This is a genomic window from Pseudoalteromonas ostreae, assembly GCF_018069805.1.
GTDB classification, from domain to species: domain Bacteria; phylum Pseudomonadota; class Gammaproteobacteria; order Enterobacterales; family Alteromonadaceae; genus Pseudoalteromonas; species Pseudoalteromonas ostreae.
The window spans coordinates 171,107-195,364 of the sequence record NZ_JAGPYN010000005.1; the positions used below are offsets into that span (position 1 = coordinate 171,107).

27 protein-coding genes are annotated in these 24,258 nt (G+C 40.3%); 22 read left to right on the top strand and 5 right to left on the bottom strand.

What is annotated here, in order from left to right; genetic code table 11:
- Position 1 precedes the first annotated feature (1 nt).
- Complete coding sequence (locus J7338_RS05920) at positions 2–1,978, top strand: ATP-binding protein (RefSeq protein WP_210796183.1); 1,977 nt, start codon at positions 2–4, stop codon at positions 1,976–1,978.
- An 84-nt stretch (positions 1,979–2,062) separates the two neighbouring features.
- A complete protein-coding gene (locus J7338_RS05925; RefSeq protein WP_210796184.1) occupies positions 2,063–3,193 on the top strand; it encodes a response regulator in 1,131 nt (376 codons plus the stop codon).
- A 34-nt stretch (positions 3,194–3,227) separates the two neighbouring features.
- Here the strand turns inward: J7338_RS05925 and queG are convergent, their stop codons facing one another.
- The 4 genes from queG to J7338_RS05945 form a co-directional block, all read right to left on the bottom strand.
- Positions 3,228–4,361, bottom strand: a complete 1,134-nt coding sequence (gene queG, locus J7338_RS05930; RefSeq protein ID WP_210796185.1) for a tRNA epoxyqueuosine(34) reductase QueG — start codon at positions 4,359–4,361, stop codon at positions 3,228–3,230.
- A gap of 71 nt (positions 4,362–4,432) precedes the next feature.
- The gene (locus J7338_RS05935) at positions 4,433–5,650 is read right to left on the bottom strand and encodes a methyl-accepting chemotaxis protein (protein WP_210796233.1); all 1,218 of its coding nucleotides are present in this window, start codon (positions 5,648–5,650) and stop codon (positions 4,433–4,435) included.
- Positions 5,651–5,747: 97 nt separating this feature from the next.
- Positions 5,748–6,443, bottom strand: coding sequence for a glycerophosphodiester phosphodiesterase (locus tag J7338_RS05940; RefSeq protein WP_210796234.1), 696 nt, complete (start codon positions 6,441–6,443; stop codon positions 5,748–5,750).
- Complete coding sequence (locus tag J7338_RS05945) at positions 6,443–7,309, bottom strand: DMT family transporter (protein WP_210796186.1); 867 nt, start codon at positions 7,307–7,309, stop codon at positions 6,443–6,445. Before J7338_RS05945 ends, J7338_RS05940 begins: the two co-directional genes overlap by 1 nt.
- A gap of 310 nt (positions 7,310–7,619) precedes the next feature.
- Between J7338_RS05945 and J7338_RS05950 the strand changes: the two genes are divergently transcribed.
- The 18 genes from J7338_RS05950 (at position 7,620) to alr (ending at position 22,976) form a co-directional block, all read left to right on the top strand.
- Positions 7,620–8,723: a sensor histidine kinase gene (locus J7338_RS05950; protein WP_210796187.1), complete on the top strand. Its 1,104-nt coding sequence runs from the start codon at positions 7,620–7,622 to the stop codon at positions 8,721–8,723.
- A complete protein-coding gene (locus J7338_RS05955) occupies positions 8,720–9,334 on the top strand; it encodes a response regulator transcription factor (RefSeq protein ID WP_210796188.1) in 615 nt (204 codons plus the stop codon). The genes J7338_RS05950 and J7338_RS05955 overlap by 4 nt, the downstream gene beginning before the upstream one ends.
- Positions 9,335–9,454: 120 nt before the next feature.
- Positions 9,455–11,950 carry a ribonuclease R gene (rnr, locus tag J7338_RS05960; RefSeq protein ID WP_210796189.1) on the top strand — a complete coding sequence of 832 codons (2,496 nt, stop codon included), beginning with the start codon at positions 9,455–9,457 and terminating at the stop codon, positions 11,948–11,950.
- On the top strand, positions 11,947–12,693 hold the full coding sequence (gene rlmB, locus J7338_RS05965) for a 23S rRNA (guanosine(2251)-2'-O)-methyltransferase RlmB (RefSeq protein ID WP_210796190.1): 747 nt from the start codon (positions 11,947–11,949) through the stop codon (positions 12,691–12,693). The genes rnr and rlmB overlap by 4 nt, the downstream gene beginning before the upstream one ends.
- A gap of 248 nt (positions 12,694–12,941) precedes the next feature.
- Positions 12,942–13,283, top strand: a complete 342-nt coding sequence (gene rpsF, locus J7338_RS05970) for a 30S ribosomal protein S6 (RefSeq protein WP_145236974.1) — start codon at positions 12,942–12,944, stop codon at positions 13,281–13,283.
- Between the two features lie 53 nt (positions 13,284–13,336).
- Positions 13,337–13,654 (top strand): primosomal replication protein N, encoded by a 318-nt coding sequence (gene priB / locus J7338_RS05975; RefSeq protein ID WP_210796191.1) that lies wholly within the window; start codon positions 13,337–13,339, stop codon positions 13,652–13,654.
- Positions 13,655–13,666: 12 nt separating this feature from the next.
- Complete coding sequence (gene rpsR / locus J7338_RS05980) at positions 13,667–13,894, top strand: 30S ribosomal protein S18 (RefSeq protein WP_002962753.1); 228 nt, start codon at positions 13,667–13,669, stop codon at positions 13,892–13,894.
- Between the two features lie 36 nt (positions 13,895–13,930).
- Complete coding sequence (gene rplI, locus J7338_RS05985) at positions 13,931–14,383, top strand: 50S ribosomal protein L9 (RefSeq protein WP_210796192.1); 453 nt, start codon at positions 13,931–13,933, stop codon at positions 14,381–14,383.
- 274 nt (positions 14,384–14,657) lie between these two features.
- Complete coding sequence (locus tag J7338_RS05990; protein ID WP_338052490.1) at positions 14,658–15,095, top strand: type IV pilin protein; 438 nt, start codon at positions 14,658–14,660, stop codon at positions 15,093–15,095.
- 2 nt (positions 15,096–15,097) lie between these two features.
- Entirely contained in the window at positions 15,098–15,547 is a 450-nt protein-coding gene (locus tag J7338_RS05995) for a GspH/FimT family pseudopilin (RefSeq protein ID WP_210796193.1), read from the top strand.
- Complete coding sequence (locus J7338_RS06000) at positions 15,547–15,960, top strand: type IV pilus modification PilV family protein (protein WP_210796194.1); 414 nt, start codon at positions 15,547–15,549, stop codon at positions 15,958–15,960. Before J7338_RS05995 ends, J7338_RS06000 begins: the two co-directional genes overlap by 1 nt.
- Positions 15,960–16,484, top strand: a complete 525-nt coding sequence (locus tag J7338_RS06005) for a PilW family protein (protein ID WP_210796195.1) — start codon at positions 15,960–15,962, stop codon at positions 16,482–16,484. Before J7338_RS06000 ends, J7338_RS06005 begins: the two co-directional genes overlap by 1 nt.
- The gene (locus tag J7338_RS06010; RefSeq protein ID WP_210796196.1) at positions 16,484–18,301 is read left to right on the top strand and encodes a pilus assembly PilX family protein; all 1,818 of its coding nucleotides are present in this window, start codon (positions 16,484–16,486) and stop codon (positions 18,299–18,301) included. Before J7338_RS06005 ends, J7338_RS06010 begins: the two co-directional genes overlap by 1 nt.
- Before the next feature lie 139 nt (positions 18,302–18,440).
- Positions 18,441–18,992 (top strand): RNA polymerase sigma factor, encoded by a 552-nt coding sequence (locus J7338_RS06015; protein WP_210796197.1) that lies wholly within the window; start codon positions 18,441–18,443, stop codon positions 18,990–18,992.
- A complete protein-coding gene (locus tag J7338_RS06020) occupies positions 18,979–19,461 on the top strand; it encodes a hypothetical protein (protein WP_210796198.1) in 483 nt (160 codons plus the stop codon). The genes J7338_RS06015 and J7338_RS06020 overlap by 14 nt, the downstream gene beginning before the upstream one ends.
- 11 nt (positions 19,462–19,472) lie before the next feature.
- Positions 19,473–20,417, top strand: coding sequence for a DUF4097 family beta strand repeat-containing protein (locus tag J7338_RS06025; RefSeq protein WP_210796199.1), 945 nt, complete (start codon positions 19,473–19,475; stop codon positions 20,415–20,417).
- A gap of 100 nt (positions 20,418–20,517) precedes the next feature.
- Positions 20,518–21,897, top strand: coding sequence for a replicative DNA helicase (dnaB, locus tag J7338_RS06030; protein WP_145237015.1), 1,380 nt, complete (start codon positions 20,518–20,520; stop codon positions 21,895–21,897).
- Positions 21,897–22,976 carry an alanine racemase gene (alr, locus tag J7338_RS06035; RefSeq protein ID WP_210796200.1) on the top strand — a complete coding sequence of 360 codons (1,080 nt, stop codon included), beginning with the start codon at positions 21,897–21,899 and terminating at the stop codon, positions 22,974–22,976. The genes dnaB and alr overlap by 1 nt, the downstream gene beginning before the upstream one ends.
- A 9-nt stretch (positions 22,977–22,985) precedes the next feature.
- Here the strand turns inward: alr and J7338_RS06040 are convergent, their stop codons facing one another.
- Positions 22,986–23,225: a DUF2960 domain-containing protein gene (locus J7338_RS06040; RefSeq protein ID WP_145237021.1), complete on the bottom strand. Its 240-nt coding sequence runs from the start codon at positions 23,223–23,225 to the stop codon at positions 22,986–22,988.
- Between the two features lie 131 nt (positions 23,226–23,356).
- Between J7338_RS06040 and J7338_RS06045 the strand changes: the two genes are divergently transcribed.
- Both J7338_RS06045 and pnuC read left to right on the top strand, forming a co-directional pair.
- Positions 23,357–23,608 (top strand): hypothetical protein, encoded by a 252-nt coding sequence (locus tag J7338_RS06045; RefSeq protein ID WP_145237024.1) that lies wholly within the window; start codon positions 23,357–23,359, stop codon positions 23,606–23,608.
- Positions 23,609–23,633: 25 nt separating this feature from the next.
- Positions 23,634–24,257, top strand: coding sequence for a nicotinamide riboside transporter PnuC (gene pnuC, locus J7338_RS06050; protein WP_210796201.1), 624 nt, complete (start codon positions 23,634–23,636; stop codon positions 24,255–24,257).
- Position 24,258 lies beyond the last annotated feature (1 nt).

Genomic DNA, 24,258 nt, shown 5'->3' on the forward strand with positions numbered 1-24,258 from the left:
GATGAAAAGCGGGGTCAAAGCTGTGCGGAAAATATTGATAATTGATAGCAATAGTATTTTAGCGATGCGGATAAAAGTATTGCTTGAATTGATTGGCTGTGAAGTTGAATTGATCCACTTTTCAATGCTACAGGAATGTACAGCGTTTAATAGTTATGATTTAGTGACTATTGCACATGGTGTTCCAGTAGCTACCGCAAAATTTTTAGTGACACAGGTGAGTCAAGATCGCTTTTTACTGCTTGCACCTAAAGTTGAAAACAGCGAACAGCTATCTTTATTTAGTGAGCTTAATCGACTGGCACCAAATGCTCTGGTGATTTATCCTTTCTTCGCGAATAAAGAGATCAGCACCTTGTTGGAGAATGTTTTAGAGCTTGGTTCTGATGGTGTTTTAGTATTACCCACGATATTACTGGTTGATCATATTCCTCAACGCCTTGAAAAGATAGAAAATAGTCTATTAGGTGCTCATATTAAAACTATTACAGCTAATAGTATTAGCTCCGCGGTTAGCCAAACGCAAGGACATGAAATTGATCTGCTATTGAGCGATTTTAGTCTGCCAGATGGCTCTGGTTTAGAAGTATTTGCCGCCCTTAAAATATTATATCCGCAATGTCGTTGCCTACTATTCACCTCAAAGCCAAATCAAGTGTCGATGATTGAAGCTATCCGTCAAGGGGTTGAAGATGTACTTGTTAAACCAATCAATGAAAATATGCTACTACAATCAGTACATAAACTTTGGCAAACGGAGTTGTTAAGACGGCATAACTCAGAGTTGGTTGAACGCCTGCAAGATACTGTTGATGCACTTATTGAAAAAGATAGCTTGTTACGCGTTATTTATAAGCATACACCTGATGCGATTATGCTATTTGAGCGTAACGGCGAGGTGATTGAAGCAAACGATGCTTGCTCTAAACTCTTTAGTTTACCCGCAAAAGTACTTAAAGGTAGCTCAGTTTTTACTTTATTAGATACGATGTCTGCTGAGCAAATTAAAGAAAAAATAGCGACGTTAAATAAAAATCGTCAATTTAGCTGTGACGTGTATCTACCCATGAGAGAAGGAGAGGCTATCCCATTAGTTGGCTCGTTTAATGAAATTGACCATCATGGTGATATTGCACTCGCGGTTATTTTTAAAAATGTTACTCACCTGAAGCTTAAAGAGGAACTATTACTCGAAGCAAAAGACATGCTAGAAGAGCAGGTACGCGCTCGAACATCGCAGCTTGAACATGCTAAAAATGTCGCTGAAGCAGCAAACCACAGCAAATCAGAGTTTCTTGCTAATATGTCCCATGAATTACGTACGCCTATGCATTCAATATTAAGTTTTGCTCGCTTTGGTTTAGACAAACTGGAGGGGGGGGATATCTTTGTCGAAAAGTTACAGAAATATTTATCTCGCATTGAGTGTAGTGGCGAGCGACTGCTCTCATTACTTAATAATTTACTCGACTTATCTAAACTGGATGTTGGTAAGTTCCCCTTTAACCCACGTCCGCATAACCTGAGCAATATCATTAAAACCAGTATTGATGATGTGTCAGGTACTGCTTTGGAAAAAGAGATTGAAGTGCAGTACTTACCACCAAAGCCGCCTATTATAATTGATTGTGATGAAGAGCAAATAAATCAATTATTACGCAATATTCTCGGCAATGCGTTGAAGTTTAGCGATCCACATAGCTGTATTGAAGTCGTTTTAACTAATCAACAAGAGCATGCAATTATTGAAGTAATTGATAGTGGTATAGGGATACCTGATGATGAACTTGAACATGTGTTCTCAAAATTCGTACAAAGTAGCAAAACCAATAGTGGTGCTGGTGGAACTGGACTTGGTTTAGCCTTATGTCGCGAGTTTGTCGCATTACATGAAGGGGTTATTTCTGCTCATAATAATAGCCTCGAAGGTACTACGATTCGTATTGTTTTGCCTTTAGAGATAAAAAGTTTTAGTTAAGCAAGAATAAATTACTTAGCCTTACTGGTAAGAGTTTTTTTTACGACTAAACTATTAATATGAATTATGAAATGGATGACAATTATGCCAGTAACTAGAATTCTAGCTGTTGATGACGAGCCCTTTAATTTAGAGATTATAGAAGAAATATTGTTAGATCTTGATTTTGAATTAAAGATGGCCAGCAGTGGCCCTGAGTGCCTCAGTGTAGTGGAAGAGTTTGCGCCGCAAGTTATTTTACTTGACGTGAGTATGCCAAAAATGAATGGTTATGAGGTATGTAGAAAGCTAAAAGCCAATCCCAGTACGGCTCATATTATAGTTATGTTTGTATCAGCCAGAGGCACTGTTGAAGAGCGGATGGAAGGATATGCAGTCGGTGCGGAAGATTATATTGTTAAGCCATTTGGGCCGGACGAACTTAAATCAAAACTGAAAATCCTTAATCAAGTCCTCATTGAAAAAAAATCGTTAGAACAGCAAATAGAAGAGGCCACATCAACCGCATTCAATGCCATGGCAAACAGTAGTGAAATGGGGCAAATAGTTAATTATATTGAGAGTATTGGTATGATTAACAACACTAAAGCACTTGGTGAAAGCTTGGTTCATTGTTTAAGAACGTTTGATTTACAAAGTAATGTTGAGTTTAGATCTAGTATTGATGCTCCTGAGCATTTTTCTCTAAATGGTACGTGTTCGCCAATTGTAATTGAATTGTTTGATATGCTAAAAAATAAGGGGCGCTTACATGAGTTTTCTCACCGTATTTTAGTTAATTATGAATTAATTAGTTTATTAGTTTTAAACATGCCAGATCACGATCCTGATAAGCATGGCCGGATCCGTGATCATGTGTGTTTTATTGTCAGTGTTACAGAGCAACAGTTACGAGCAATCATGACTCGTGAAGCTTTAGAATTGCAACAAACAAAGCTAAATGATGCAATTACTATGGTTAATAGCAAGTTTCATGGCTTAATTGAGCTGTTGAATGAAAATCGTAAGAGTAATGAAGCCGTATTCAAACGTTTACAAGAAGAATTAGAAGATCGGATCCCGACAATGGGGTTAGATGAAGATCAAGAAGTGTTTATTTATCAGAAGGTAGATCACGCTATTCAAAAATCAGTTGCCCGTGAAGAGTCTGTGAAGGGGGTAAAAGCCGCTTTTTATGAAATTGAGCAAGACTTATCAACTTTACTGAGTAAATAACAAGGTTAATACTGAAGCCCCAAGAGATGATAAGCTATGCATCTCTTGGCAGGCCTTTTTCTACGATACGTATCAAACGGGCGGTTTTTCGTAGCAGCTTATCTTGTTTTGAGCGTTGTTGCTTAAGCGCCCACTCTATATGTTCTTTTACCAATTCGGTTGATTGATCATAACTGGCGCTGAGCGCGTCAACGATCGATTGGCTAAATTGCGCATTACCTAAACCTACAGCAATATTTCGGAGCCAGCGTTGATGGCCAATTCGACGGATTGGACTGCCTTCGGTATTTTTTAAAAAGGTGGCTTCATCCCAACTAAATAAATCAAGTAAATCTTTATCTTTTAATTGTGTTCGTGGGTGAAAGTCGGCTTCATCGGTAATTTGCCCGTAGCGGTTCCATGGGCAAACTAATTGGCAATCATCACAGCCGTAAACGCGATTACCTAATAGTGAGCGATATTGCTCTGGGATTGGCCCTTGTAGCTCAATAGTAAGATAAGAAATACACTTGCGCGCATCAACTACGTAAGGTTCTACAATTGCGCCGGTTGGGCATAAAGTTATGCAGGCTACACACTTCCCACATCCCTCAAACTCATTGGGCTTATCAATTGGTAAAGGGATATCAACAAATAACTCACCCAAAAAGAACCAAGAACCGGCTTCTTTATTGATTAGCAAGCTGTGTTTTCCACGCCAGCCTAAACCTGCTTTTTCAGCAAGTTGACGTTCTAATACTGGTGCTGAATCAACAAATGGCCGATAACCTAAGTGACCGATTTGAAGCTCAATTTTTTGACCTAATTTCTTTAATCGATTACGCATCAGTTTATGATAATCACGCCCTAACGCATAACGACTAATATACGCTTTATCGGTATTTTTGAGGGTTTTAGCAAAGCTTGCATCGGGGGGCAGGTAATTCATTTTTACAGATATAACCCGCACAGTACCTGGGACTAGCTCCGCAGGGCGAGCGCGTTTCATACCATGAGCGGCCATATATTCCATATCGCCGTGATAGCCTAAATCAAGCCAGCGCTGTAATTGTGCTTCGTGTTTGCTTAAATCAATGTCAGTGATGCCAACTTCGGCAAAGCCAAGCTCTTTACCCCACTGTTTTATATCAAGGGCTAACTGCGTGTGATCGGATATTGAGCTACTCACATGGGTACATCATTCAGAAAAAAATAACGGCGCAATTTAACATATTTACAGCACAGTTAAAACGCTTGTACTTAGACAAAACGCTTTAACTGCTGCTGAGTTTGCTCACTTAGCTGTTGTGATAATTGACAATCACCTAGCGCTACATCAATTTGTGCTTTTGCTTGGCTGCCTAATGCAACGATTTGTTCAACTGATTGATGGGTTTGATTTTGTGTCTGTTCGAGTAAGTGCACAGCGCTTACAATTTGCTGTAATTGTTGTTGATTGTGTTCAAATTCAACAAGCCGATCGGTAAATCCATGGGATGTATTACTAATGGTTGTTTCTGCATTATGTGAATAACTGACAAGTTGCTCAGATTCTTTATTTGTTTGATTTACTAAAGAATCCATTTGGTTGATGAAATCGCTGATCTGGCGAGTTGCATCGCTTACTTTAACCGATAAAGTTCTTACTTCATCTGCTACAACCGCAAAACCACGACCAGCTTCACCCGCACGAGCGGCTTCTATTGCAGCATTAAGCGCCAACAAATTAGTTTGATCTGAAAACTCTTCAACCATTTTCAGGATGCTACGAATATTCTCGCTGTTTTGTTTTAAGCCAGAAATCGTTTCTGAAAAACGGCTCAATACATGACTAATCGATTTAACTTGAGTGACTAGTTTTGTGAGTTCTTGTGCAGAGTGTGTAACAAAGTTTAAATGCTCTGCGTTTACTTGATGAACATCATCGGTATTGGTAACGATACTTTGCAGACTATCAGTTATTTGATTACTGGCTGCGGTTATTGTTTGGCTAAAATCAATTTGTTGTTCGCTTAGCTGCGCCGTATGTTGCATTGACTCAGTCACTTGATTATTACTTTGTGCGCTGGCCTGCGAACTTTGGTAAGTGGTAGCGAGTAATTGGCTTAGATGATCAGTAAAGGTATTGTACTGTTGGCTGATCTCACGAAATTCATCATAGGTAAAGTGGGGGAGTTTAGCTGCTAAGTTTGCATCTTGGCGGTTAATTTTTACTAACGTATCGCGCATTGCTGTTACTGGGCGCACGATCAGAAAGCGCATGTAAAAGAGTGTAAAGGCAAAGCCGGCAATAATAATCACCGTGAGTAACCAAAATAGGCTAGTGTCTGCGCCTTGCGTAGTTAGATTGTTATATAACCAAATCAGAGTAATAGCTTGAAAAATAAATACAAAGCTAAGGTTGCCAACAATTTTTCGGGTTAAAGTAAAAAAGAAGCTTTGTTCTATAAAGTTATAAATACGCATATACCCACTCATTAATTGCCCGCTCGGCTGTTGCATTTGTTTTACTCAGTATCGTTCAAATTCACTTTAATTCAAGAATATAGGATGAACGACAGCCATTTTTTAATAACTACAGTGAGTTTAAAATCATTTTAGTGTTGCATGGATAATTAGTAAAAATTCCGTCGACACCAAAACTAAGCATTAACTCAATATCTTCTTGTTTATCAACAGTGTATGCATAAACTTGTAAGCCGCGTTGTTTGGCATCCGCGACAAACTCATAGTTAATAAAGTTTTTATCAACATGAATACTAAACGCCTGTAAGCGCTGGGCAAATTCGGCATAGTTGATGGGAATGGAGCCCGTTAATGCGCCAATTTTTAGCCAAGGTAGTTTTTGTTTAAGCCACATTAATTGATGATGATCAAATGAAGAGACTAACAGCATATCCTGAGATAGTTTGTTATTAACGATATTTAATTCAATCAGCTCAACAAATTTATCCAACGAAAAAGTATGTTTTAACTCAAGGTTTAAGAGCACTTTATTAGCTGTCCAATCAATAGTTTGCTGTAGGGTTGGGACAAATTCACCATTGCCTGCATCAAAACATTGAATTTGCTCTCGGGTGAATTTATTTATTTTGCCGCGGCCGCTGGTTGTGCGATCTAGCCAAGTATCATGGATGATCATGTAATCATCCAAACAGCTTTGTACATCGACTTCAATGCCATCAACCTCTATGTCTACAGCAGCTGTAATTGCACTCTGAGTATTTTCTGGATAAGTGCCACTGGCGCCGCGATGAGCAAAAACTTTTATCATAATCTGTGTTTCCGAGTAATTGACCATGTTTCGTAAAATGCTGCACTGATCACTAAAGCACCGCCAAGTATGGTCTGTAGTGAAGGTTGCTCATGCAGCAGCAAAAAAGCTAAAAATGTGCCATACAAAGGCTGTAAACAAGAAATAAGCCCCGCTGTTGATGCTGATAAATATTGTAAACTTGCCGCAAATAAAGAGTGCGGAGTTGCAGTAAAAATTACACCAGCGACGACCAATAACCCCAAATCTTGGTTTGCTATATTTATCACTGGTACTTCAATAAAAGCACATAATAATAAGCTAGCCACTAATGTTTGATAAAACATAGTTTGTGGCCCAGCGTAGTGGCTAAAGTATCGCTTATGAACAATATTTCTAAAAGCGAAAAAAAATGCTGAAATAATCCCTGTTACCACCCCTAAGGTCACATTATTACCCATATCTACATTTGGGATCAGTAAATAGATCCCAGTTATTACTACGCCTGCACTGAGCAAATCGTTTACTTTGGGTTTACTACTATTAAAGAATGGTTCAATAAATACGGTGATCACTGGGTAAGTAAAAAATGCAATCATGCCAATGGCAATCCCAGCCATTTGCATACCTGCAAAATAGGTAACCCAATGTATACCTACAGCAGCTCCTAACAACAAAGCAATCAAGTAATCTTTAGCACAGCTGAGTTTAATTGCTTTTTTTTGCCATAACAGCAATATCATAATAGCCAGACCCGCTATGGCTGCGCGGTACACGGTGATATCTAATGCGTTGAGATTTATTAATTTGGCAAATAGTGCTGTGCCACCAAAAAGTAATACCGCAATATGTAAATAAATTAAACTTTGTTGTTGGGGTTGCATGTAAATTCGCTCTGCTATTTTTTACTATCTTATCACTGCTCATAATAAGGTGAAATTTTTAAAACATGACAAATGTCAGCAAAGTTGATGACATTTTACACTCTTATTTTTTTTAGCGGCTGGCATAGTTATCACATTCAACTGGAGGTAATTATGAATGCTTTAATTTTAATCAGTTTATATATCAGCGACTTTTTTGAAATATATAGTTTTAGTATTACTTACGCCGGTTACTTTATGTTGTTATGTGTTTTTATGTTATTTAGTAAAAACATAATTATAAATAAAACGATACACTTGGGGTATTAGTATGAGTTCACTTGACACGGTTGCTGAGCAAATAGATAAAGGGTTTTGGAAGTATGGACATTTAATTTTTACCGGCTTTTATTTGTTGCCAATTATGATTAACTTTGCAAATTTAACCGCAAACAACATTTTTATGTCCTTAGCTTTATATATTGCTTTTATTATGCTCTATGTAAAAGCAATAAATTGCCAAGATACCGATACTACTAAGTTAGTTATTGCTATGTTGTTAGTTTGTTTTAGTGCTACTTTTTATACCTCAGGCACACCGACATTATTTGGTTTCGTTGCCTACATTGTCGGTTATGCATATAGTAAACTGCAACGAATTTATTCAGCATTAGTGGTCATTTTAACTGTTTTATTAAGTGCATATATTGGCGATGTTGCAAAAGTAGAATACTTTCTCGCCATATCTTTAATTTTATGTGTTGCCCTATTTAGCTACGGTATAGCTGCAAAAAGAGAGCAGCAATATAAAATCCGCGAGCAAGAAAACGCCACGCAATTAGAACAATTAGCAGCAATTGCTGAACGCGAACGTATTGCCCGCGATTTACATGATATTTTAGGTCATTCTCTTTCATCAATTGCTTTAAAAGCAGAGCTTGCTAATAAATTAAATCAAGGTGAGCGTTACACACAAGCAAATACTGAAATTGCCCAAGTTGCAGAGCTTGCAAGGCAGCTATTGAGTGATGTGAGAAGTGCTGTCAGTGATTTAAAACAGCTCAATCTTGCGAGCCAAATTTCCCAATTGAAACAAAGGCTAACCGAACAAGGTTTTGAGGCGGATTTTAATGTGAAGTTAAATGCGTTACCTGCAAAAGTAGAAGGTATCGCAAGTCTTATAATTAAGGAGGCTGTTACTAACTTACTACGCCATAGTAGCACCAAGAAATGCATCGTTAGCATAACGCAAAATCAGCAGCAATTAATAATCAATGTGATTGATCATGCACCATGTAGCTCAATAAAACCTGGAAATGGCTTAAATGGCATTAAAGAACGAGCAGAGCAGCTAGACGGTAAGGCTACATTTACCTGTGAGGATAACTTTAGTTTAAATGTAATGCTGCCTTTAACTACGAAGGATTTCCAATGATTAAGGTGTATTTAGTAGAAGATCAGGCGCTTGTGCGCGACGCAATCGCAGCATTATTAAGTCTAGATTTTAATATTGAGGTAATTGGTCAAGCAAGTAACGGGCAAGATGCATTAACAGCCATAAACATGCTAGATAGCAACTCTCTTCCTGATATTATTTTAACCGACATCGAAATGCCTAGCATGAACGGCATCGAACTCAGTGAGCAAATTGCATCAAAATACCCAGCTATAAAAATAGTTATTATGACCACCTTTTCGCGAGCGGGTTATATTAGGCGTTCTTTAAGTGCTGGCGTTAAGGGCTTTATTTTAAAAGAAGCCCCGAGCGATGAATTAATTAGCGCGCTTAAAAAAGTAATGCACGGGCAAAAGGTCATTGATCCTGAGCTTGCTATTAACGCATTAGATGATACTGATCCGTTGACAGATAAAGAACGAAAAGCATTGCAACTCGCAAGTGAAGGGTTGAAAACAGCCGATATTGCCGCAAGGTTATATTTAAGCGAGGGCACGGTACGTAATTACTTATCAGACGCTATTGCGAAACTAAATGCCATAAACCGAGTAGATGCAGCGCGTATAGCCAAACAAAAAGGCTGGCTATAACGCCATTATAAGCAGTTTAAAGCAGGTAAAAGCGCTTTCTTAAAAGTTTCATAGCTTTTGCCTGTCTCATTGATCGGTTATGGGTTAAAATAACATCATAACCAATTAACAAGATAGTGAATGTCAAACCAAGATCCTAATCTCAGTCGAGAACAAGAAAAGTACGAAAACCCTGTCCCAAGCCGTGAGTTTATACTTACTCATATAAAAGACCGTGCCAAGCCTGCTAATTTTCATCAATTATGTGAAGAGTTAGCGGTAAGCGATGATGAGCGTCAAATTGCTTTTAAGCGTCGTTTACGTGCCATGGAGCGTGATGGTCAACTGTTCTTTAATAAATTTAAATGCTACGCCTTAATTGATGAAGCAGGGCTTGTTAAAGGCAAAGTAATTGGTCACCGTGACGGGTTTGGCTTTTTAGAAGTCGAAGGCGAAAGTAAAGACTGGTTTATTGCCAAACATCAAATGAGTATGGTATTGCATGGCGACATTGTGCTGGCTAAAGGCACTAAACGAGGCTCTGGTGGCAAGTGCGATGCGCGCATTATTAAAGTGCTGACTGGCGAGCGAGCCCCGATTGTTGGTCGCTATTTTGTTGAGCATGGTATAGCAGTGGTGGTGGCGGAAGATCCGCGTATTACCCAAGATATTATTATTTTACCAGGCAGTGAAAACGGCGCACGTCATAACCAAATGGTGCAAGTACAAATTACCCAAAACCCTAATCGTAATATGAATGCAGTGGGTAAAGTGATTGATGTATTAGGTGAGCATTTAGCCCCAGGTATGGAAATTGAAGTAGCACTGCGTAATCACGATATCCCACATGTATGGCCTGAAGCGGTTGAAAAGCAGGTGGAGCATTTAGGTGAATTTGTTGAAGAAGCCGACAAGCAAAATCGTGTTGATTTACGTGATTTACCATTAGTAACAATTGATGGTGAAGACGCGCGTGACTTTGATGATGCAGTGTATTGTGAGCCGGTTGAATCGGGTGGTTGGCGGTTATGGGTGGCGATTGCCGATGTATCCCACTATGTAGGAATGAACACCCCACTTAATGCCGAGGCAATCGAACGAGGTAACTCAGTGTATTTCCCTGAGCAAGTTATTCCTATGTTGCCAAAAGTATTGTCTAATGGCTTATGTTCATTAAATCCAAAAGTTGACCGTTTATGTATGGTCGCAGAAATGCTGGTATCGGCTGAAGGTAAATTATCAGGCTATCGTTTTTACGAAGCGGTGATGAATTCGCATGCGCGCTTAACCTACACCAAAGTAAACGCTATTTTACAAGGTGATGAGAAGTTACGTACTGAATACGCACCGGTCGTGCCACATTTAACTGATTTACAGCAAATGTATATGGCATTAAAAGCCGCCCGCCAAGAGCGCGGAGCGATTGAGTTTGAAACCCTCGAAACTCGCTTTGTATTTAACGCTCAGCGTAAAATTGAATCAATAGTGCCGGTACTGCGTAATGACGCCCACAAGCTGATTGAAGAATGTATGATTTTAGCCAATGTGTCAGCGGCTAAAATGCTTGAAAAACACGAAGCCAGCGCGCTTTATCGTGTTCATGCTGAACCAGATGGTGAAAAACTGGCTAACTTTAGACAGTTTTTATCAGAGTTGGGTATTGAATCAACACTCAGTGATGAGCCAACACCAAAAGAAATTACCCATGTGTTAGCCAAGCTTGGCGACCGCCCTGATGCTGAACTTATCCAAACTATGCTACTGCGTTCGATGAAGCAGGCAGTATATCAAGCTGAAAACATCGGTCACTTTGGTTTGTCATTAGGCGAATATGCACATTTCACTTCGCCAATTCGTCGTTACCCAGATTTAGTCGTACATCGTGCCATTAAAGGCATTTTGAAAGCGCAAGGTATGGTTACGTCGGGTGCGTATGTTTATAGTGACGAAGAAGTTGCGCAATTGGGTGAGCAGTGCTCAAATACGGAGCGTCGCGCTGATGATGCAACCCGTGAAGTAGCTGATTGGCTGAAGTGTGAATACATGCAAGATCATGTGGGTGACGAATTTGAAGGGGTGATCTCATCGGTTACTAACTTTGGTTTGTTTATTCGCTTAGCTGATTTACAAATTGATGGCCTTATCCATGTCACTAATTTAGGCGATGAATATTTTCAATATGATGGCGCTAAACATTGCTTGATTGGTGAGCATTCTCGTAAAGTTTATCGTTTAGGTGATAAAGTAACGGTTCAGGTGGCATCAGTAAGCTTGGATGAGCGCCGTATTAACTTAACGTTAGATGGCAATGTGGCACAAGATAGATATGCTCGTCGTCGTAGTGACACGAAAGGTCACACTCCAGCAAGCGTTCGTTCACAGCTAAAACGTGGCAAAATACCAGGTAAAAAAGCTGACGCAAAAGAGTCAGGTGAACTTAGCGGTCGTTCTGAACAGAGCAAAGCAAAGCCCAAAAAAAACAGTGCCAGTAGAGGTAAAAAGAAGCCAGCAGGAAAGTCAGCTGCTGCAACCACTACCACAGCAGTAAAAAAACCGAAAAAAAAGGCTGTTAAAAAGCCAAAAAGACCCGGCAGAAACGCCCGTAAAAGTAAGAGTTCAGGAGCAAGTGATACGTGAGTAATGAATTGATTTTTGGCTTTCACTCTGTTGAAGCAATTTTCGCAAGTGAGCCTGAGCGTTTTATTGAGATTTATGCTTTAAAAGGGCGTGATGACAAACGCTTATCTCCAATTATTGAAGAGGCGCGTAAGTTTGGTATCTCAGTGCAGTTTATGCAGCGTAAAGCCCTTGATAACAAATCAAAGGGTGAGCAGCATCAAGGCATTATTGCTAACGTGATTGCGGCCCCGACTTTCAATGAAAAAGATTTGGATGCAATAATCGCCCGTGAAGAAACGCCGTTTTTACTGGTTTTAGACGGCATAACAGATCCGCATAATTTAGGTGCTTGTTTACGTAGTGCAGACGCCGCCGGTGTTCACGCTATTATTGTGCCAAAAGATAAATCAGCTAAATTAAATGGCACAGCGCGTAAAGTGGCCTGTGGCGCAGCTGAGACAGTACCGCTGATCCAAGTCACCAATCTTGCCCGTACTTTACGTGAAATTAAAGATGCCGGTGTTTGGGTTGTTGGTACTGCTGGCGAAACCGATGTGCATGTATTTGATGCCAATCTAACCGGCCCTATGGCAATTGTTATGGGCGCTGAAGGTGAAGGTATGCGCCGCTTAACGCGTGAACATTGTGACGTGTTAGTTAAAATTCCAATGGCAGGCACTGTTTCAAGTTTAAACGTATCTGTAGCAACAGGTGTTTGTTTGTTTGAAGTGTTACGCCAGAGAAACGCGACACAGTTATAAAAGCTTTAAGCTTGTAGCTGTCAGTTTAGAGATAAAATTTGAAACCATGCTTGACTTAATAAGCATGGTTTTTCTTTTTGAGCTGATAGCTGATTTTTCAACTTACCACTTAAAGCTAAAAACCTACTTGCTTAATTTTCCGACTAAGCGTAAAATGCGCGCTCATTTCGGCCTATTTAATATTAATTCCTTGCCTTAAACCGACCGGCTGAAACGGTAGAAGGCTCTATTAACCGTAAGGAATATCCATGCGTCATTACGAAATCGTATTCATGGTTCACCCAGATCAGAGTGAGCAAGTTTCTGGTATGATCGAACGTTATACTGGTTCTATCACTGAAGCTGGTGGTGTTATCCACCGTCTTGAAGACTGGGGCCGCCGTCAACTGGCATACCCAATCAACAAGCTTCATAAAGCTCATTATGTTCTTATGAACGTTGAAGCACCTACTGAAGTAATCAGCGAGCTAGAAACTACTTTCCGCTACAACGATGCAGTGCTTCGTAACTTAGTTATGCGTACTAAAGACGCTGTAACTGAAGCATCTCCTCTTGTAAGAGAAGAGAAGAAAGAAGCACCAGCTGCTTAATTGTTTTGAGTCCAAGCATGGTGTTTGATCAGCGATAATTTAAGGTAAACCATATGGTCAGTCCTTTTATGAATCAGCTGGTTATTTCTGGGGTTGTTTGTAAAACACCTAAGATTAGCCAAAGCCCTGCTGGTATCCCGCATTGTATTTTTGTTGTAGAACATAAATCAATGCAAGTTGAAGCTAACCTTAACCGTAATAGTTATGTAAGGCTTCAAGTGGTTGCCAGTGGTAAGCAAATGCAACAACAGACTCAACATTTGCACGTTGGGCAGGCATTGCAAGTGAGCGGTTTTTTAAATCGTCACGAAGGTCGTAACGGCCTTAGCCAATTGGTTTTGCATGCTCAGCATATAGAAAGAATTATTTGAGGAATTTATCTCATGGCACGTTATTTCAGACGTCGTAAGTTCTGCCGCTTTAAAGCGGAAGGCGTACAACAAATCGATTATAAAGATCTAGCTACTCTTAGAAACTATGTTACAGAAAGTGGCAAAATCGTACCTAGCCGTATTACAGGTACTAGCGCTAAATACCAGCGCCAGCTAGCAACAGCTATTAAGCGTGCTCGCTACTTAGCCCTTCTTCCATACACTGACTTACATAAGTAAGCAGCGGATTAACACGTTTTTAAAAGGTGTAGAAACATGCAAGTTATTCTACTAGATAAGATCGCTAACCTAGGTGGCCTAGGTGACCAGGTTGTAGTTAAATCTGGCTTCGCACGTAACTTCCTTTTCCCACAAGGTAAGGCAGTTCCTGCAACTAAAGCTAACGTTGAAACTTTTGACGCACGTCGTGCTGAGCTTGAAGCGAAAATCGCTGACCAGCTTGTTGCTGCACAAGCACGCGCTGATAAGCTTGAAGCATTAGCTGAAGTTACATTAGTATCTAAAGCCGGTGACGAAGGTAAGTTATTCGGTTCTATCGGTACTCGCGACATCGCTGACGCTATCTCAGCTGTTGGTGTTGAAGTTACTAAGTCAGAAGTTCGTTTACCTCTAGGTACTATCCGTGAGACTGGCGAATTTGACGTATCAATCGCAGTTCATTCAGAAGTAACGGCTACTATCAAAGTAATCGTGATCGCTGAAGCTTAATTTTTAATTAAGCGAAAAAAGCCGTACTGAAAAGTACGGCTTTTTTGTTGATTACTATCACTACCACCCACATCCTGAACGTGCCATTTTCATATCAACATTAGGTAAAGTCCCTTTTTTAGGTTTTTATCAGTGTTATTTGATTTAAAATAAAAACTAATTATTTATACCTATTAAAATGTAGCTGCATTGTAATAAGGTTACAGATTATTGACAGTGACAGCGTTGTCTCTGTATATTGTTTGAGCGCTTGACATAGTGTAAGGATGTAAAATTGAAAGAGCAGATGATGAAAAATGCGAAGCTTTCTTCTGGTTTCACATTAATTGAGTTATTAATAGTTGTGGCTATTCTTGGTATTTTATACAGTGTCGCTATGCCTTCATATGTCGAGCATATGGAGCGTAGTCGCCGTGCCGATATTCAACAAGTAATGTTGCAACATGGCGCAGTCTTAGAGCGGATTTATTCGCGTAATGGTGGTTATCCAAACGCTTTTGATACGGCAAAAAATACAGATTTTTATACTTTTACTTATACAGCGCTAAACCGCGTTAGTGGCGCTGCAGCGGATGCTAATTTTAAAAGTCGTGCATTTACATTAACTGCAACCCCAAAAATCGGTTCTGCCCAAGCAGGAGATCGCTGTGGTGCATTAGTGATTAAGCATGATGGCACACAATCAGCTGATGCTAATAGTTGCTGGGAGTAACAATGACTAGAACAGCCGGTTTTACATTAGTCGAGTTGATGATTGTGGTTGGGATCGTTGCGATTATGGCGGTATTAGCGTTTCCTTCTTTTAGCCAGCAAATCATGCAAGATCGGGTTGTTACCACCGCAAATCAGCTCAATAGTGTGTATAAATATGCGCGCAGTGAGGCGGTAAAACGTAATCGTGAGATTAAGCTAGTGGTAAGTGGCGATAAATGGCAGGTAACAGCAGCTGTTGATGGTGTTGATACAGTATTAAAAGAATTCGTCATCCAACATCATGGTGTAACAGTTGGTTTAGTTGAGCGTACCGTGTGGTCAAGTGGCGAAATCTCTGCGGCGAGCGAGATTTTAATTAAAGATGACAATGATAAAACGGTAGATTATTACTTGTGCATTTTAAAAAGTGGCCAAAATTGGTTAGTTGAAAAATCAGTGGCATGTGCATAATGATTAAACAAAGTGGCTTTTCATTATTAGAAGTGATGTTGTCGGTTGTTATCGCTGGTATTGCTTTATTAGGGTTGGCAGCAGCTCAGCTCAAATCCCTACAATATGCCACTAACAGTTTTAATTACACCGTATCGCTGGTGCAAGGGCAAAATACGTTAGAGCGTATTTGGCCTCGTTTGTGTGAGTTACAAACGACGAATCCGGCGTTATTCACGGATGCTAACTTTCGTGCCTCTTTAGATCCGCAAATCGATGAGTATCAGCTGAGGCTACCTGCGGCGTATGCGCATGCTATGCAAATCACAGTTTCATGGGCTGATGAGCGGATCAAGCAACAAGACCCTGCTCAATTAGAAAATCAAATTACCTTAAATGCTAGTTACCCTGAACTACCAGTTGGGTGTATTTGATGATGGCAATTTATCGTCCGCAAGGTTACACCCTTGTAGAATTGATGGTCGCTCTAGCCGCTGGTTCATTTCTACTAGCTGGAGTTAGCCTTTCATACTCAGCCATTAAAGGCACTATTTCAGTGAGTAAAGAGCTTGAAAATGCACAAGAAGTAATACGTTATACTAGTAAGGTTTTTACTCGTAGCATTAAGCAAACACCAAGCACACCTTTGGTTGCAGTAGATGGTTCGGCAATCACTGTTTCTCAGTCTGCAGGGGTTATCACCTGTAATGGCAGTATATCAACAGCTGATATAAATGAAGTTTATAGCCTAGTGGGCAATAATTTAATGTGTACGTTAGGAGCAGCTCCAGCAGAGCGGTTATTGACGGGAGTCGCCCAGTTGAGTTTTGCAATTGATAATAACATTGTCACTATTAATGTTGGCCCAGAGAACTTACCTGCGCAATTTGGAGACACTATTGCCATTGATATTGCGGTCTCTAATGTTATTTTAAACAATGCTTTTGGTGGTGTGTAATGGCTAAAAAACAAAGTGGTTTTACGCTTGTAACAGTACTTATCCTCACCAGTATGGCGAGTATTGTGGTACTTAATTCATTGCGTGAAAATATTATTCAAGAGCGTATGAGTGGCAATTTTCAAAAGAAAATAAATAGCCGTTTACTCGCTGAAAAAGGTGTCTTTGAAGAAGCTAAGTTATTACAGCAAACTTTTTCAGATGATAAAACCTTAGATATCGATGGTTTGATCGCAGCGACAGGCACAGCATCAGGCCGCGGTTTGATTGGCGAAGATGCAACTTATAATGCCAGTATTAGTAAAAATGCTGCTGGAGAGCTAGAAATCACCAGCTTGGGTGAGCGTTATGGTGGTGATGCACAAAGTAATTTAGTCGCACGGTTTGGATTTACGGCTGGTAAAAGAGGCTCTGTTTTTGAGAACGCAATTGTGGGTTGTGAAGGTGTGTCGCTTAGCGCCAGTGGTCGTGTTGATAGCTATGACTCAAGTAAAGGGGATTATGACCCTGATAAGGCCGAGGCTGGGGCTATAATTGGCACTATCTATAAAGATAAAGATGTTACATTATCAGGAGCTTCAACTATTTGGGGGAGTGTTCATGCGACTGGCAGTATCACTTTTTCCGGCTCGTCTCCAATCACAGGCACATTGCGTGCAAATAATCATATTATAATCGATTCGAATTTTACAGTGTCGACTGATCCAGTTTTACCTGATGGTTTCCCACTTGATACAGCGGTAGGCGGAGATGTTTTATCGGCGGGAGGGGTTACCTGGAATCAAGGAAGAATATTAGGTGTAGTTCGAGCAAATAAAGATCTTAACTTTCCTAATAACAGTGCGAGTACTGTGTTAGAAAATAGAAATAATGATGGCTTAGACGTTTTATATGGCGGCAAGTTAAACGCAAAAAATTTAGCTCCGCACCTTGAGCAAGATGGTATTCCTTACTCAGATCCGCGTTATAATGTATCACCAAATGTTGCGTTGGTTCCTTTTCAAGATCCTGATAATTTTACAGCAGGGCAAACACAGTGCGATTCAATAAATATAACAACAGTTGTTGATGGTCTGGTTGATTCTAGCGCCGAAAATATTATTGTGAAACATGGTAGTTCAACACTCGTCTCTGGTAAGCCAGAAACACGTGTTATCTACGAATTAACACCTGAGATAGCTCAGTCTAAGATTGAAAATCAAGGCGATTATGTATGGGAAAAGTGGCTAGGCGCACGTCCTGCGACACTTAATTATACGTTAAACACAATTGATAACATTGTTGATGTAAAAGTATTAAAAGCGGGTAACTTCTCATTAAATAATGGTATTTTAAAAGTCGCGGGTGGTGATGTAACCTTGATAGTAAATGGTCACTTTATGATGGAAGGTGCTTCAGAGATCCATATAGCACAAGGCAGCAGCTTAAGCCTTTATGTTAACGGTAAAGTAAAATTGAAAGCGTCTCCAGGATCGATCACTATGAAGCATGGGTTAACCAAAACGGGTAAACCGGTATTCAGTATTTATTCAAGCAATGAACAAACCAATGGTATTGATATTGATGCTGATGCTAATTTGTACGCAGCCATCTATGCGCCAAAGACTGATGTTAAAGTCGTTGCTAATGGTGGTTTCAGTGGCTCAATTCGGGGAAAAACGGTTTCAGCGTCTGGTAAAGGTGGTATTCACCATGATTCAAATCTAGCAAATATAAGTAGTGGTGGGGGCAGTGGCAGCGCGGCTGACGCTAAATTAGTTTTCCTAGGCTGGTCATATAAAGTACCTGAAAAAACCAACGAAGAACCCACCCTTTAAATTAATCTCATCACAACGGCTAACTCTTCAGTTAGCTTTTTTCTGCAAAATAATTTTATTTCATTTAAACCTTTTCGATCCTTACTGACGTCTAATACACTAAATTCATAATAATAATCATAAAGGGACAACATCAACGATGTTGATAGATGCAAAACATGCTTTTACACAGTTAAGCGAAGATGCACTTATTACCCGTGTAAAAAGCGGTGATCAAAATGCTTATGCCGCACTTTATGAATTACACGTAAAGCGGGTTTATGGATTGTGCTTACGGTTACTCGCAGATCGCGAACATGCCGAAGATGCAACTCAAGAAGTATTTGTGCAGCTATGGCATAAAATCGCCAGCTTTGAAGGGCAGTCACAGTTTTCAACTTGGTTACACAGTGTTACCAGTAATATTGCGATTAGCTATTTACGTAAACATAAGAATTGGTTGCAAAAAGTAGTGAGCTTCGAGCAAAGCGGTATGGATGAGCAAAGTGCAACAGATTGCCAAGGTCTAAATGGACTCGACAAGTTAGTACTACGACTTCCTGAGCGAGCTCGTATGGTATTTGTGCTGCATGCCATTGAAGGTTATCGCCATGAAGAGATTGCCACTATGTTAGAAATGGCAGTGGGTTCTAGTAAGTCGCAATTTCATCGCGCCCGTCAGTTATTAAAAGAGTGGTATGAAAATGAGTAAGCCTAATTTTGAAACATTTTTAACTGAGTCAATCAATAACACTGAGTCAGAGATCTCGCCACAAAAAGATTTATGGCCAGGTATCGAAAAAGCATTAACGCACGCTCCACTGGCGCAAGTTAAAGCTGCGCTGTGGCCTAAATTGGCGGGTGTGGCAGCATGCTCGGTGGCGGCTTTATTAACCGTGCAGTTGTTGTTTTCTGGCTCTGAGCCTGGGACAAGTGTAGTGATGAGTGACTATTTTACCCAGCAAAAACAAACCTTGTTGGTGCAATATCAAAATCAGCCTGCATTGACAGATAACTGGCAACAGCAATTAACAGAATTAGAAGACGCTGAGCGGGCAATAAAGCAAGCCCTCAAAAATGAACCTGAGAACCCTGCGTTATTAAAAATGCTCGCGCAGGTTTATCAGCAGCAATTAGATTTAATCAATAAGGTGCATGCACCGAAGTGGCAACAAATTTAGGAGTATCAACCATGAAAACATTACTATTAGCACTCACTTTATTGCCGTTTTTCGCCTCTGCTGGTGAAAAAATCAATGAACAAATTGAGGTGCCCGCTAATAAGCGCATTTTTATAGATAACCAACGTGGAAATGTACGTATTGAGGGCTGGGATAAATCACAATTACAGATCACCGGCGAGCTTGACGACAAAGCACAAGGGTATCGTTTAGAAGTAGCAGGGGACCGTATCGAGTTTATCGTTAAAATGCCGCGTAACAATAATAACGGTTGGAATAGTGGTGATGGTTCTCAGTTAGTTATTTATATGCCAAAAAGCAGTGAACTTGAGTTTACCGGTGTTAATGCCAACATCAGTGCTAAAGATTTACATGCAGGAGCAGATATCGATGTTGTTAATGGTGATATTAACTTACAAAGCATCAGTGGCAATATTAGTGTGGATACTGTTAATGGTGATGTTAGTGCGGAAGGCTTAAAAGGTGATATACGCTATGAAACCGTAAACGGTGAAATTAATGACAAAGATTCACAAGGCACGCTGCGTTTTACTGCTGTCAATGGTGATATTAAGTCTAAAACAGCAGCACAAGAAGTTCGCTTAGAGAACGTTAATGGTGATATCGACTTTGCTTTTCAGGCATTAAAAAGCTTACGTATTAGCACGGTAAATGGTGAGAGTGAAATACATATTACTGAGTTACTCAAAGGTGCGCAAATTACTTATGAGTCTGTTAGTGGTGATGCCGATTTTTACTTCCCTGCTAACGTCTCTGCGCGGTTTGAAATTGAAGCGCACGCCAATGGTAAAATCGTTAATAAGCTGAGTAATGACAAGGTGAAAAAAGCCAAGTACGGCCCATCAAGTGAATTAGAGTTTGCGGTTAATGGTGGTGATGCTGATATAGAAATAGATACTATCAGTGGGCGCATAGAATTACGTAAGCAAAAGTAATCTCCCGTAGCAAAGCAGGAAAAGAAATCCAGCTTTGCTCTTTGCACAACGTAGCCAAGTAGATAGAATAGAGGCCATTCATTGTTAGTATTGCGAAGTTATGGCTAAACCAGATAAACAAGTCGACACTCTTAAAGTTCCTCCTCATTCCATCGAAGCAGAGCAATCTGTTTTAGGTGGCTTAATGCTTGATAATCAAGCCTTTGACCGTGTTGCCGAGTTGGTCGTTTCGCAAGATTTTTATACACGTACCCATAAGCTTATTTTTGAAGCCATGGTCGAACTTGCAGAAATAGGCGATCCAATCGATTTGATCACCATATCAGAGAGCTTAGAGAAAAAGAATTTACTCAGTGGTATCGGTGGTTTTGCTTATTTAGCGGAAATTGCTAAAAATACGCCAAGTGCGGCAAACATCGACGCCTATGCGAATATCGTGCGCGAACGTGCTGTAGTACGTGAAATGATTGGCGTTGCCAATGAAATAGCCGAAGCAGGTTTCAATCCGGAAGGGCGCACCAGCCACGATTTACTCGACTTTGCAGAGAGTAAAGTATTTAAAATTGCTGAGCAGCGGACAAAAAGTAATGATGGTCCACAAAGTATTCACAGCATCTTAGAAAAAACAGTCGATAAAATCGAAGAGTTGTACCAGTCGCCACAAGATGGTGTGACGGGGGTAAGTACCGGTTATGCCGATCTAGATAAAATGACCACAGGTTTGCAGCCATCAGATTTAATCATTGTGGCTGCCCGTCCGTCGATGGGTAAAACCACATTTGCGATGAACTTAGCTGAACATGCCGCAATGACACAAGATAAGCCTGTGCTTATTTACTCATTAGAAATGCCCTCGGAGCAAATCATGATGAGAATGTTGGCATCCCTTGGTCGAATTAATCAGACCAAAGTGCGCACCGGTCAATTGGATGATGACGATTGGGCGCGTCTTTCATCAACCATGGGGCTACTGATGGAAAAAGGAAAGATGTATGTTGATGATGCGTCAGGTCTAACTCCAACAGATGTTCGCTCACGTGCGCGTCGTATTGCTCGTGATCACGGTGGGATAAGTATGATCATGGTCGATTACTTGCAGCTGATGCGCGTTCCTAGCCTCTCTGATAACCGTACTTTAGAAATTGCTGAAATCTCACGGTCACTTAAATCATTAGCAAAAGAACTCCAATGCCCAGTAGTAGCACTGTCGCAGCTAAACCGTACTCTAGAGCAGCGTGCCGATAAACGCCCAATTAACTCCGACTTACGTGAATCAGGCTCTATCGAGCAGGATGCCGATTTAATCATGTTTATCTACCGCGACGAAGTATATAACGAAGACAGTACTGAGAAAGGGATTGCTGAAATTATCATCGGTAAACAACGTAATGGTCCAATTGGTAAAGTGCGCCTAACCTTCCAAGGTCAATTTTCTCGCTTTGATAATTACGCGGGGCCTGCTGTAGATGATGATTACTAATGCGCTTAGCTATTGCCGAAATTAATTTACAAGCACTTGCTCATAATTTAGCGCAAGTGCGACAGTTTGCGCCTAACAGTAAAGTTATGGCGGTATTAAAAGCCAATGCTTATGGCCATGGTTTAGTAAAAATAGCGCAGCACCTTAATGATGCCGACGCATTTGCAGTGGCACGAATAGATGAAGCGCTCGCACTGCGAGCAGGCGGGCTGACCAAGCCTATTGTGTTGCTGGAAGGTTTTTTCCATCAAGATGACTTGCCGATTTTATTAGCCAATAACTTTCAAACCATAATCCATGATGAAAACCAGCTCAGAGCACTTGAAAATGCAAAGCTCGATGCACCAATCAGTTGCTGGTTAAAAATCAATACGGGTATGCATCGTTTAGGGGTTGCACCAACGCAATTGAATGATTTTTATCAGCGCTTGCAAGCGACTAATAACGCTAAAGATACAATCAATTTAATGACGCACTTTTCCAGTGCCGATGATGTTAATGATCCCAAAACAGCTGAGCAAATTGCTTTGTTTGATTCATTAGTGCAAGGCAAACAACAAGCACATTGTTTAGCAAATTCGGCCGGTATTATTGCTTGGCCTGCCGGTCATGGCGAGTGGGTGCGTCCAGGCTTGATGATGTATGGTGTATCACCAATGCTTAACACTTCTGGCAAAGACCATCAGCTGAAGCCGGTGATGCGCTTAACCACTAAGGTCATCGCAATTCGCGATGTTGATGCCGCGCAAGGTGTTGGTTATGGTGGCTGTTGGCAAAGTGCTCAGCCGACTAAGCTTGCAGTGGTTGCTATGGGCTATGGTGATGGTTATCCGCGTCATGCTAAACATGGCACCCCTGTAGTGATTGCTGGCAAACGTTATGGTATTGCTGGCAACATCTCTATGGATATGATCAGTGTTGATATTGGTGAAAATGCTGATGGCATCAAAGTCGGCGATGAGGTGGTGATGTGGGGCCCAGAATTACCCGTTGAAGAAATCGCCCAATGTGCCACGACAATCCCTTACGAGTTAGTCTGTAATATTACCCCACGGGTAAGCTATGAATATTTAGAGTAATGCTAAGCGTTACTCTTTGATAAAATACACATCGCTAAAACCCATGCGAGCAAACTCTTCATCACGAAAATTACGCACTGCCGCAGAGCCTTTTGAAGTCATAGCAATTTGCTGTTCCATCTTTAAATAATTTGTTAAATCAATCCCTTCAGCCGCAGCAATAGCCTGATACATATCGCGATATTTATCTTTTGCAAAATTAATTTCGCGAGGCTGATTTTTAAATTTGTACGTAATGCGTCGTGCCATGAGTCACTCATAAAATAATTTAATTGCGTTAATTTTACACCTTCTTCGACATCCGCTCTACCTTTGAATGACTTGTCGCTTAGCTCAAGTTACAATAACGGCCATATTTTTAAATAAACCAAGGAATTGTCATGAAATTATCTGTAGAGATCAGTAAGTACCCACTTCATCAAGATTATATCCCATTTATTAAGGGGTTTATTGATCGCTTAAATGAATATGACGATTTAAAAGTAATAACAAATACCTTGTCGACGCAAATTTTTGGGGATTACGATTTAGTAATGTCAGTGCTTAGTACTGAGATAAAGCGTTCATACGAAGAGTTTGGCAAAGCTATTTTTGTTTGTAAATTCCTCAATGGTGATCTCTCTCCCCAATAGCAGCTAAAGCCTTAGTGGATCAATTATGGAATTTATTACAGAAACTCTCGCAGGGTTTACTGCAATGTCGCACTGGGAATATATCGCAGTGGCGCTCTCTATGGCATATTTGCTATTAGCAATAAAAGAAAACCTGTGGTGTTGGCCAGCAGCATTTTTTAGCACCCTTATTTATACCATAATGTATTGGAATGGTGCTTTATTAATGGAATCGCTATTGCATTTTTACTATATGTATATGGCGGTTTATGGGTGGGTAATATGGCGAAAAGGCGACGCTAATAAACATCAATTAGTGATTACCTCATGGCGCTTGCACCAACACTCATTCATCATTATTGCCACTTCGATTGTGGCATTAATATTTGGTTATGTGATGAACAATCACACCCATGCAGACTTTGCTTATTTAGATAGTTTTACAACCTGTTTTGCTGTTGTTACAACGTATTTAGTCGCGAAAAAAGTACTGGAAAATTGGTTGTATTGGATTGTTATTGATGCAGCTTCAATGTACTTGTATTACGAGAAAGGCTACTACCCAACATTAGCGCTATTTATTTTCTACACCATAATGGCAGCATGGGGGTTTAAAACCTGGTATGAAGAGTATGAGCAAAATCAAGCTAAGCCTTTAGCGCAATTATAAG

Bases quoted from the DNA above. Each gene is read 5' to 3' on its own strand.
- J7338_RS05920 (WP_210796183.1), top strand. From the start codon at position 2: ATGAAAAGCGGGGTCAAAGCTGTGCGGAAAATATTGATAATTGATAGC.
- J7338_RS05925 (WP_210796184.1), top strand. From the start codon at position 2,063: ATGCCAGTAACTAGAATTCTAGCTGTTGATGACGAGCCCTTTAATTTA.
- J7338_RS05935 (WP_210796233.1), bottom strand. From the start codon at position 5,650: ATGAGTGGGTATATGCGTATTTATAACTTTATAGAACAAAGCTTCTTT.
- J7338_RS05945 (WP_210796186.1), bottom strand. From the start codon at position 7,309: ATGCAACCCCAACAACAAAGTTTAATTTATTTACATATTGCGGTATTA.
- J7338_RS05950 (WP_210796187.1), top strand. From the start codon at position 7,620: ATGAGTTCACTTGACACGGTTGCTGAGCAAATAGATAAAGGGTTTTGG.
- J7338_RS05955 (WP_210796188.1), top strand. From the start codon at position 8,720: ATGATTAAGGTGTATTTAGTAGAAGATCAGGCGCTTGTGCGCGACGCA.
- rnr (WP_210796189.1), top strand. From the start codon at position 9,455: ATGTCAAACCAAGATCCTAATCTCAGTCGAGAACAAGAAAAGTACGAA.
- rpsF (WP_145236974.1), top strand. From the start codon at position 12,942: ATGCGTCATTACGAAATCGTATTCATGGTTCACCCAGATCAGAGTGAG.
- priB (WP_210796191.1), top strand. From the start codon at position 13,337: ATGGTCAGTCCTTTTATGAATCAGCTGGTTATTTCTGGGGTTGTTTGT.
- rpsR (WP_002962753.1), top strand. From the start codon at position 13,667: ATGGCACGTTATTTCAGACGTCGTAAGTTCTGCCGCTTTAAAGCGGAA.
- rplI (WP_210796192.1), top strand. From the start codon at position 13,931: ATGCAAGTTATTCTACTAGATAAGATCGCTAACCTAGGTGGCCTAGGT.
- J7338_RS05995 (WP_210796193.1), top strand. From the start codon at position 15,098: ATGACTAGAACAGCCGGTTTTACATTAGTCGAGTTGATGATTGTGGTT.
- J7338_RS06000 (WP_210796194.1), top strand. From the start codon at position 15,547: ATGATTAAACAAAGTGGCTTTTCATTATTAGAAGTGATGTTGTCGGTT.
- J7338_RS06005 (WP_210796195.1), top strand. From the start codon at position 15,960: ATGATGGCAATTTATCGTCCGCAAGGTTACACCCTTGTAGAATTGATG.
- J7338_RS06010 (WP_210796196.1), top strand. From the start codon at position 16,484: ATGGCTAAAAAACAAAGTGGTTTTACGCTTGTAACAGTACTTATCCTC.
- J7338_RS06015 (WP_210796197.1), top strand. From the start codon at position 18,441: ATGTTGATAGATGCAAAACATGCTTTTACACAGTTAAGCGAAGATGCA.
- J7338_RS06020 (WP_210796198.1), top strand. From the start codon at position 18,979: ATGAAAATGAGTAAGCCTAATTTTGAAACATTTTTAACTGAGTCAATC.
- J7338_RS06025 (WP_210796199.1), top strand. From the start codon at position 19,473: ATGAAAACATTACTATTAGCACTCACTTTATTGCCGTTTTTCGCCTCT.
- dnaB (WP_145237015.1), top strand. From the start codon at position 20,518: ATGGCTAAACCAGATAAACAAGTCGACACTCTTAAAGTTCCTCCTCAT.
- alr (WP_210796200.1), top strand. From the start codon at position 21,897: ATGCGCTTAGCTATTGCCGAAATTAATTTACAAGCACTTGCTCATAAT.
- J7338_RS06040 (WP_145237021.1), bottom strand. From the start codon at position 23,225: ATGGCACGACGCATTACGTACAAATTTAAAAATCAGCCTCGCGAAATT.
- J7338_RS06045 (WP_145237024.1), top strand. From the start codon at position 23,357: ATGAAATTATCTGTAGAGATCAGTAAGTACCCACTTCATCAAGATTAT.
- pnuC (WP_210796201.1), top strand. From the start codon at position 23,634: ATGGAATTTATTACAGAAACTCTCGCAGGGTTTACTGCAATGTCGCAC.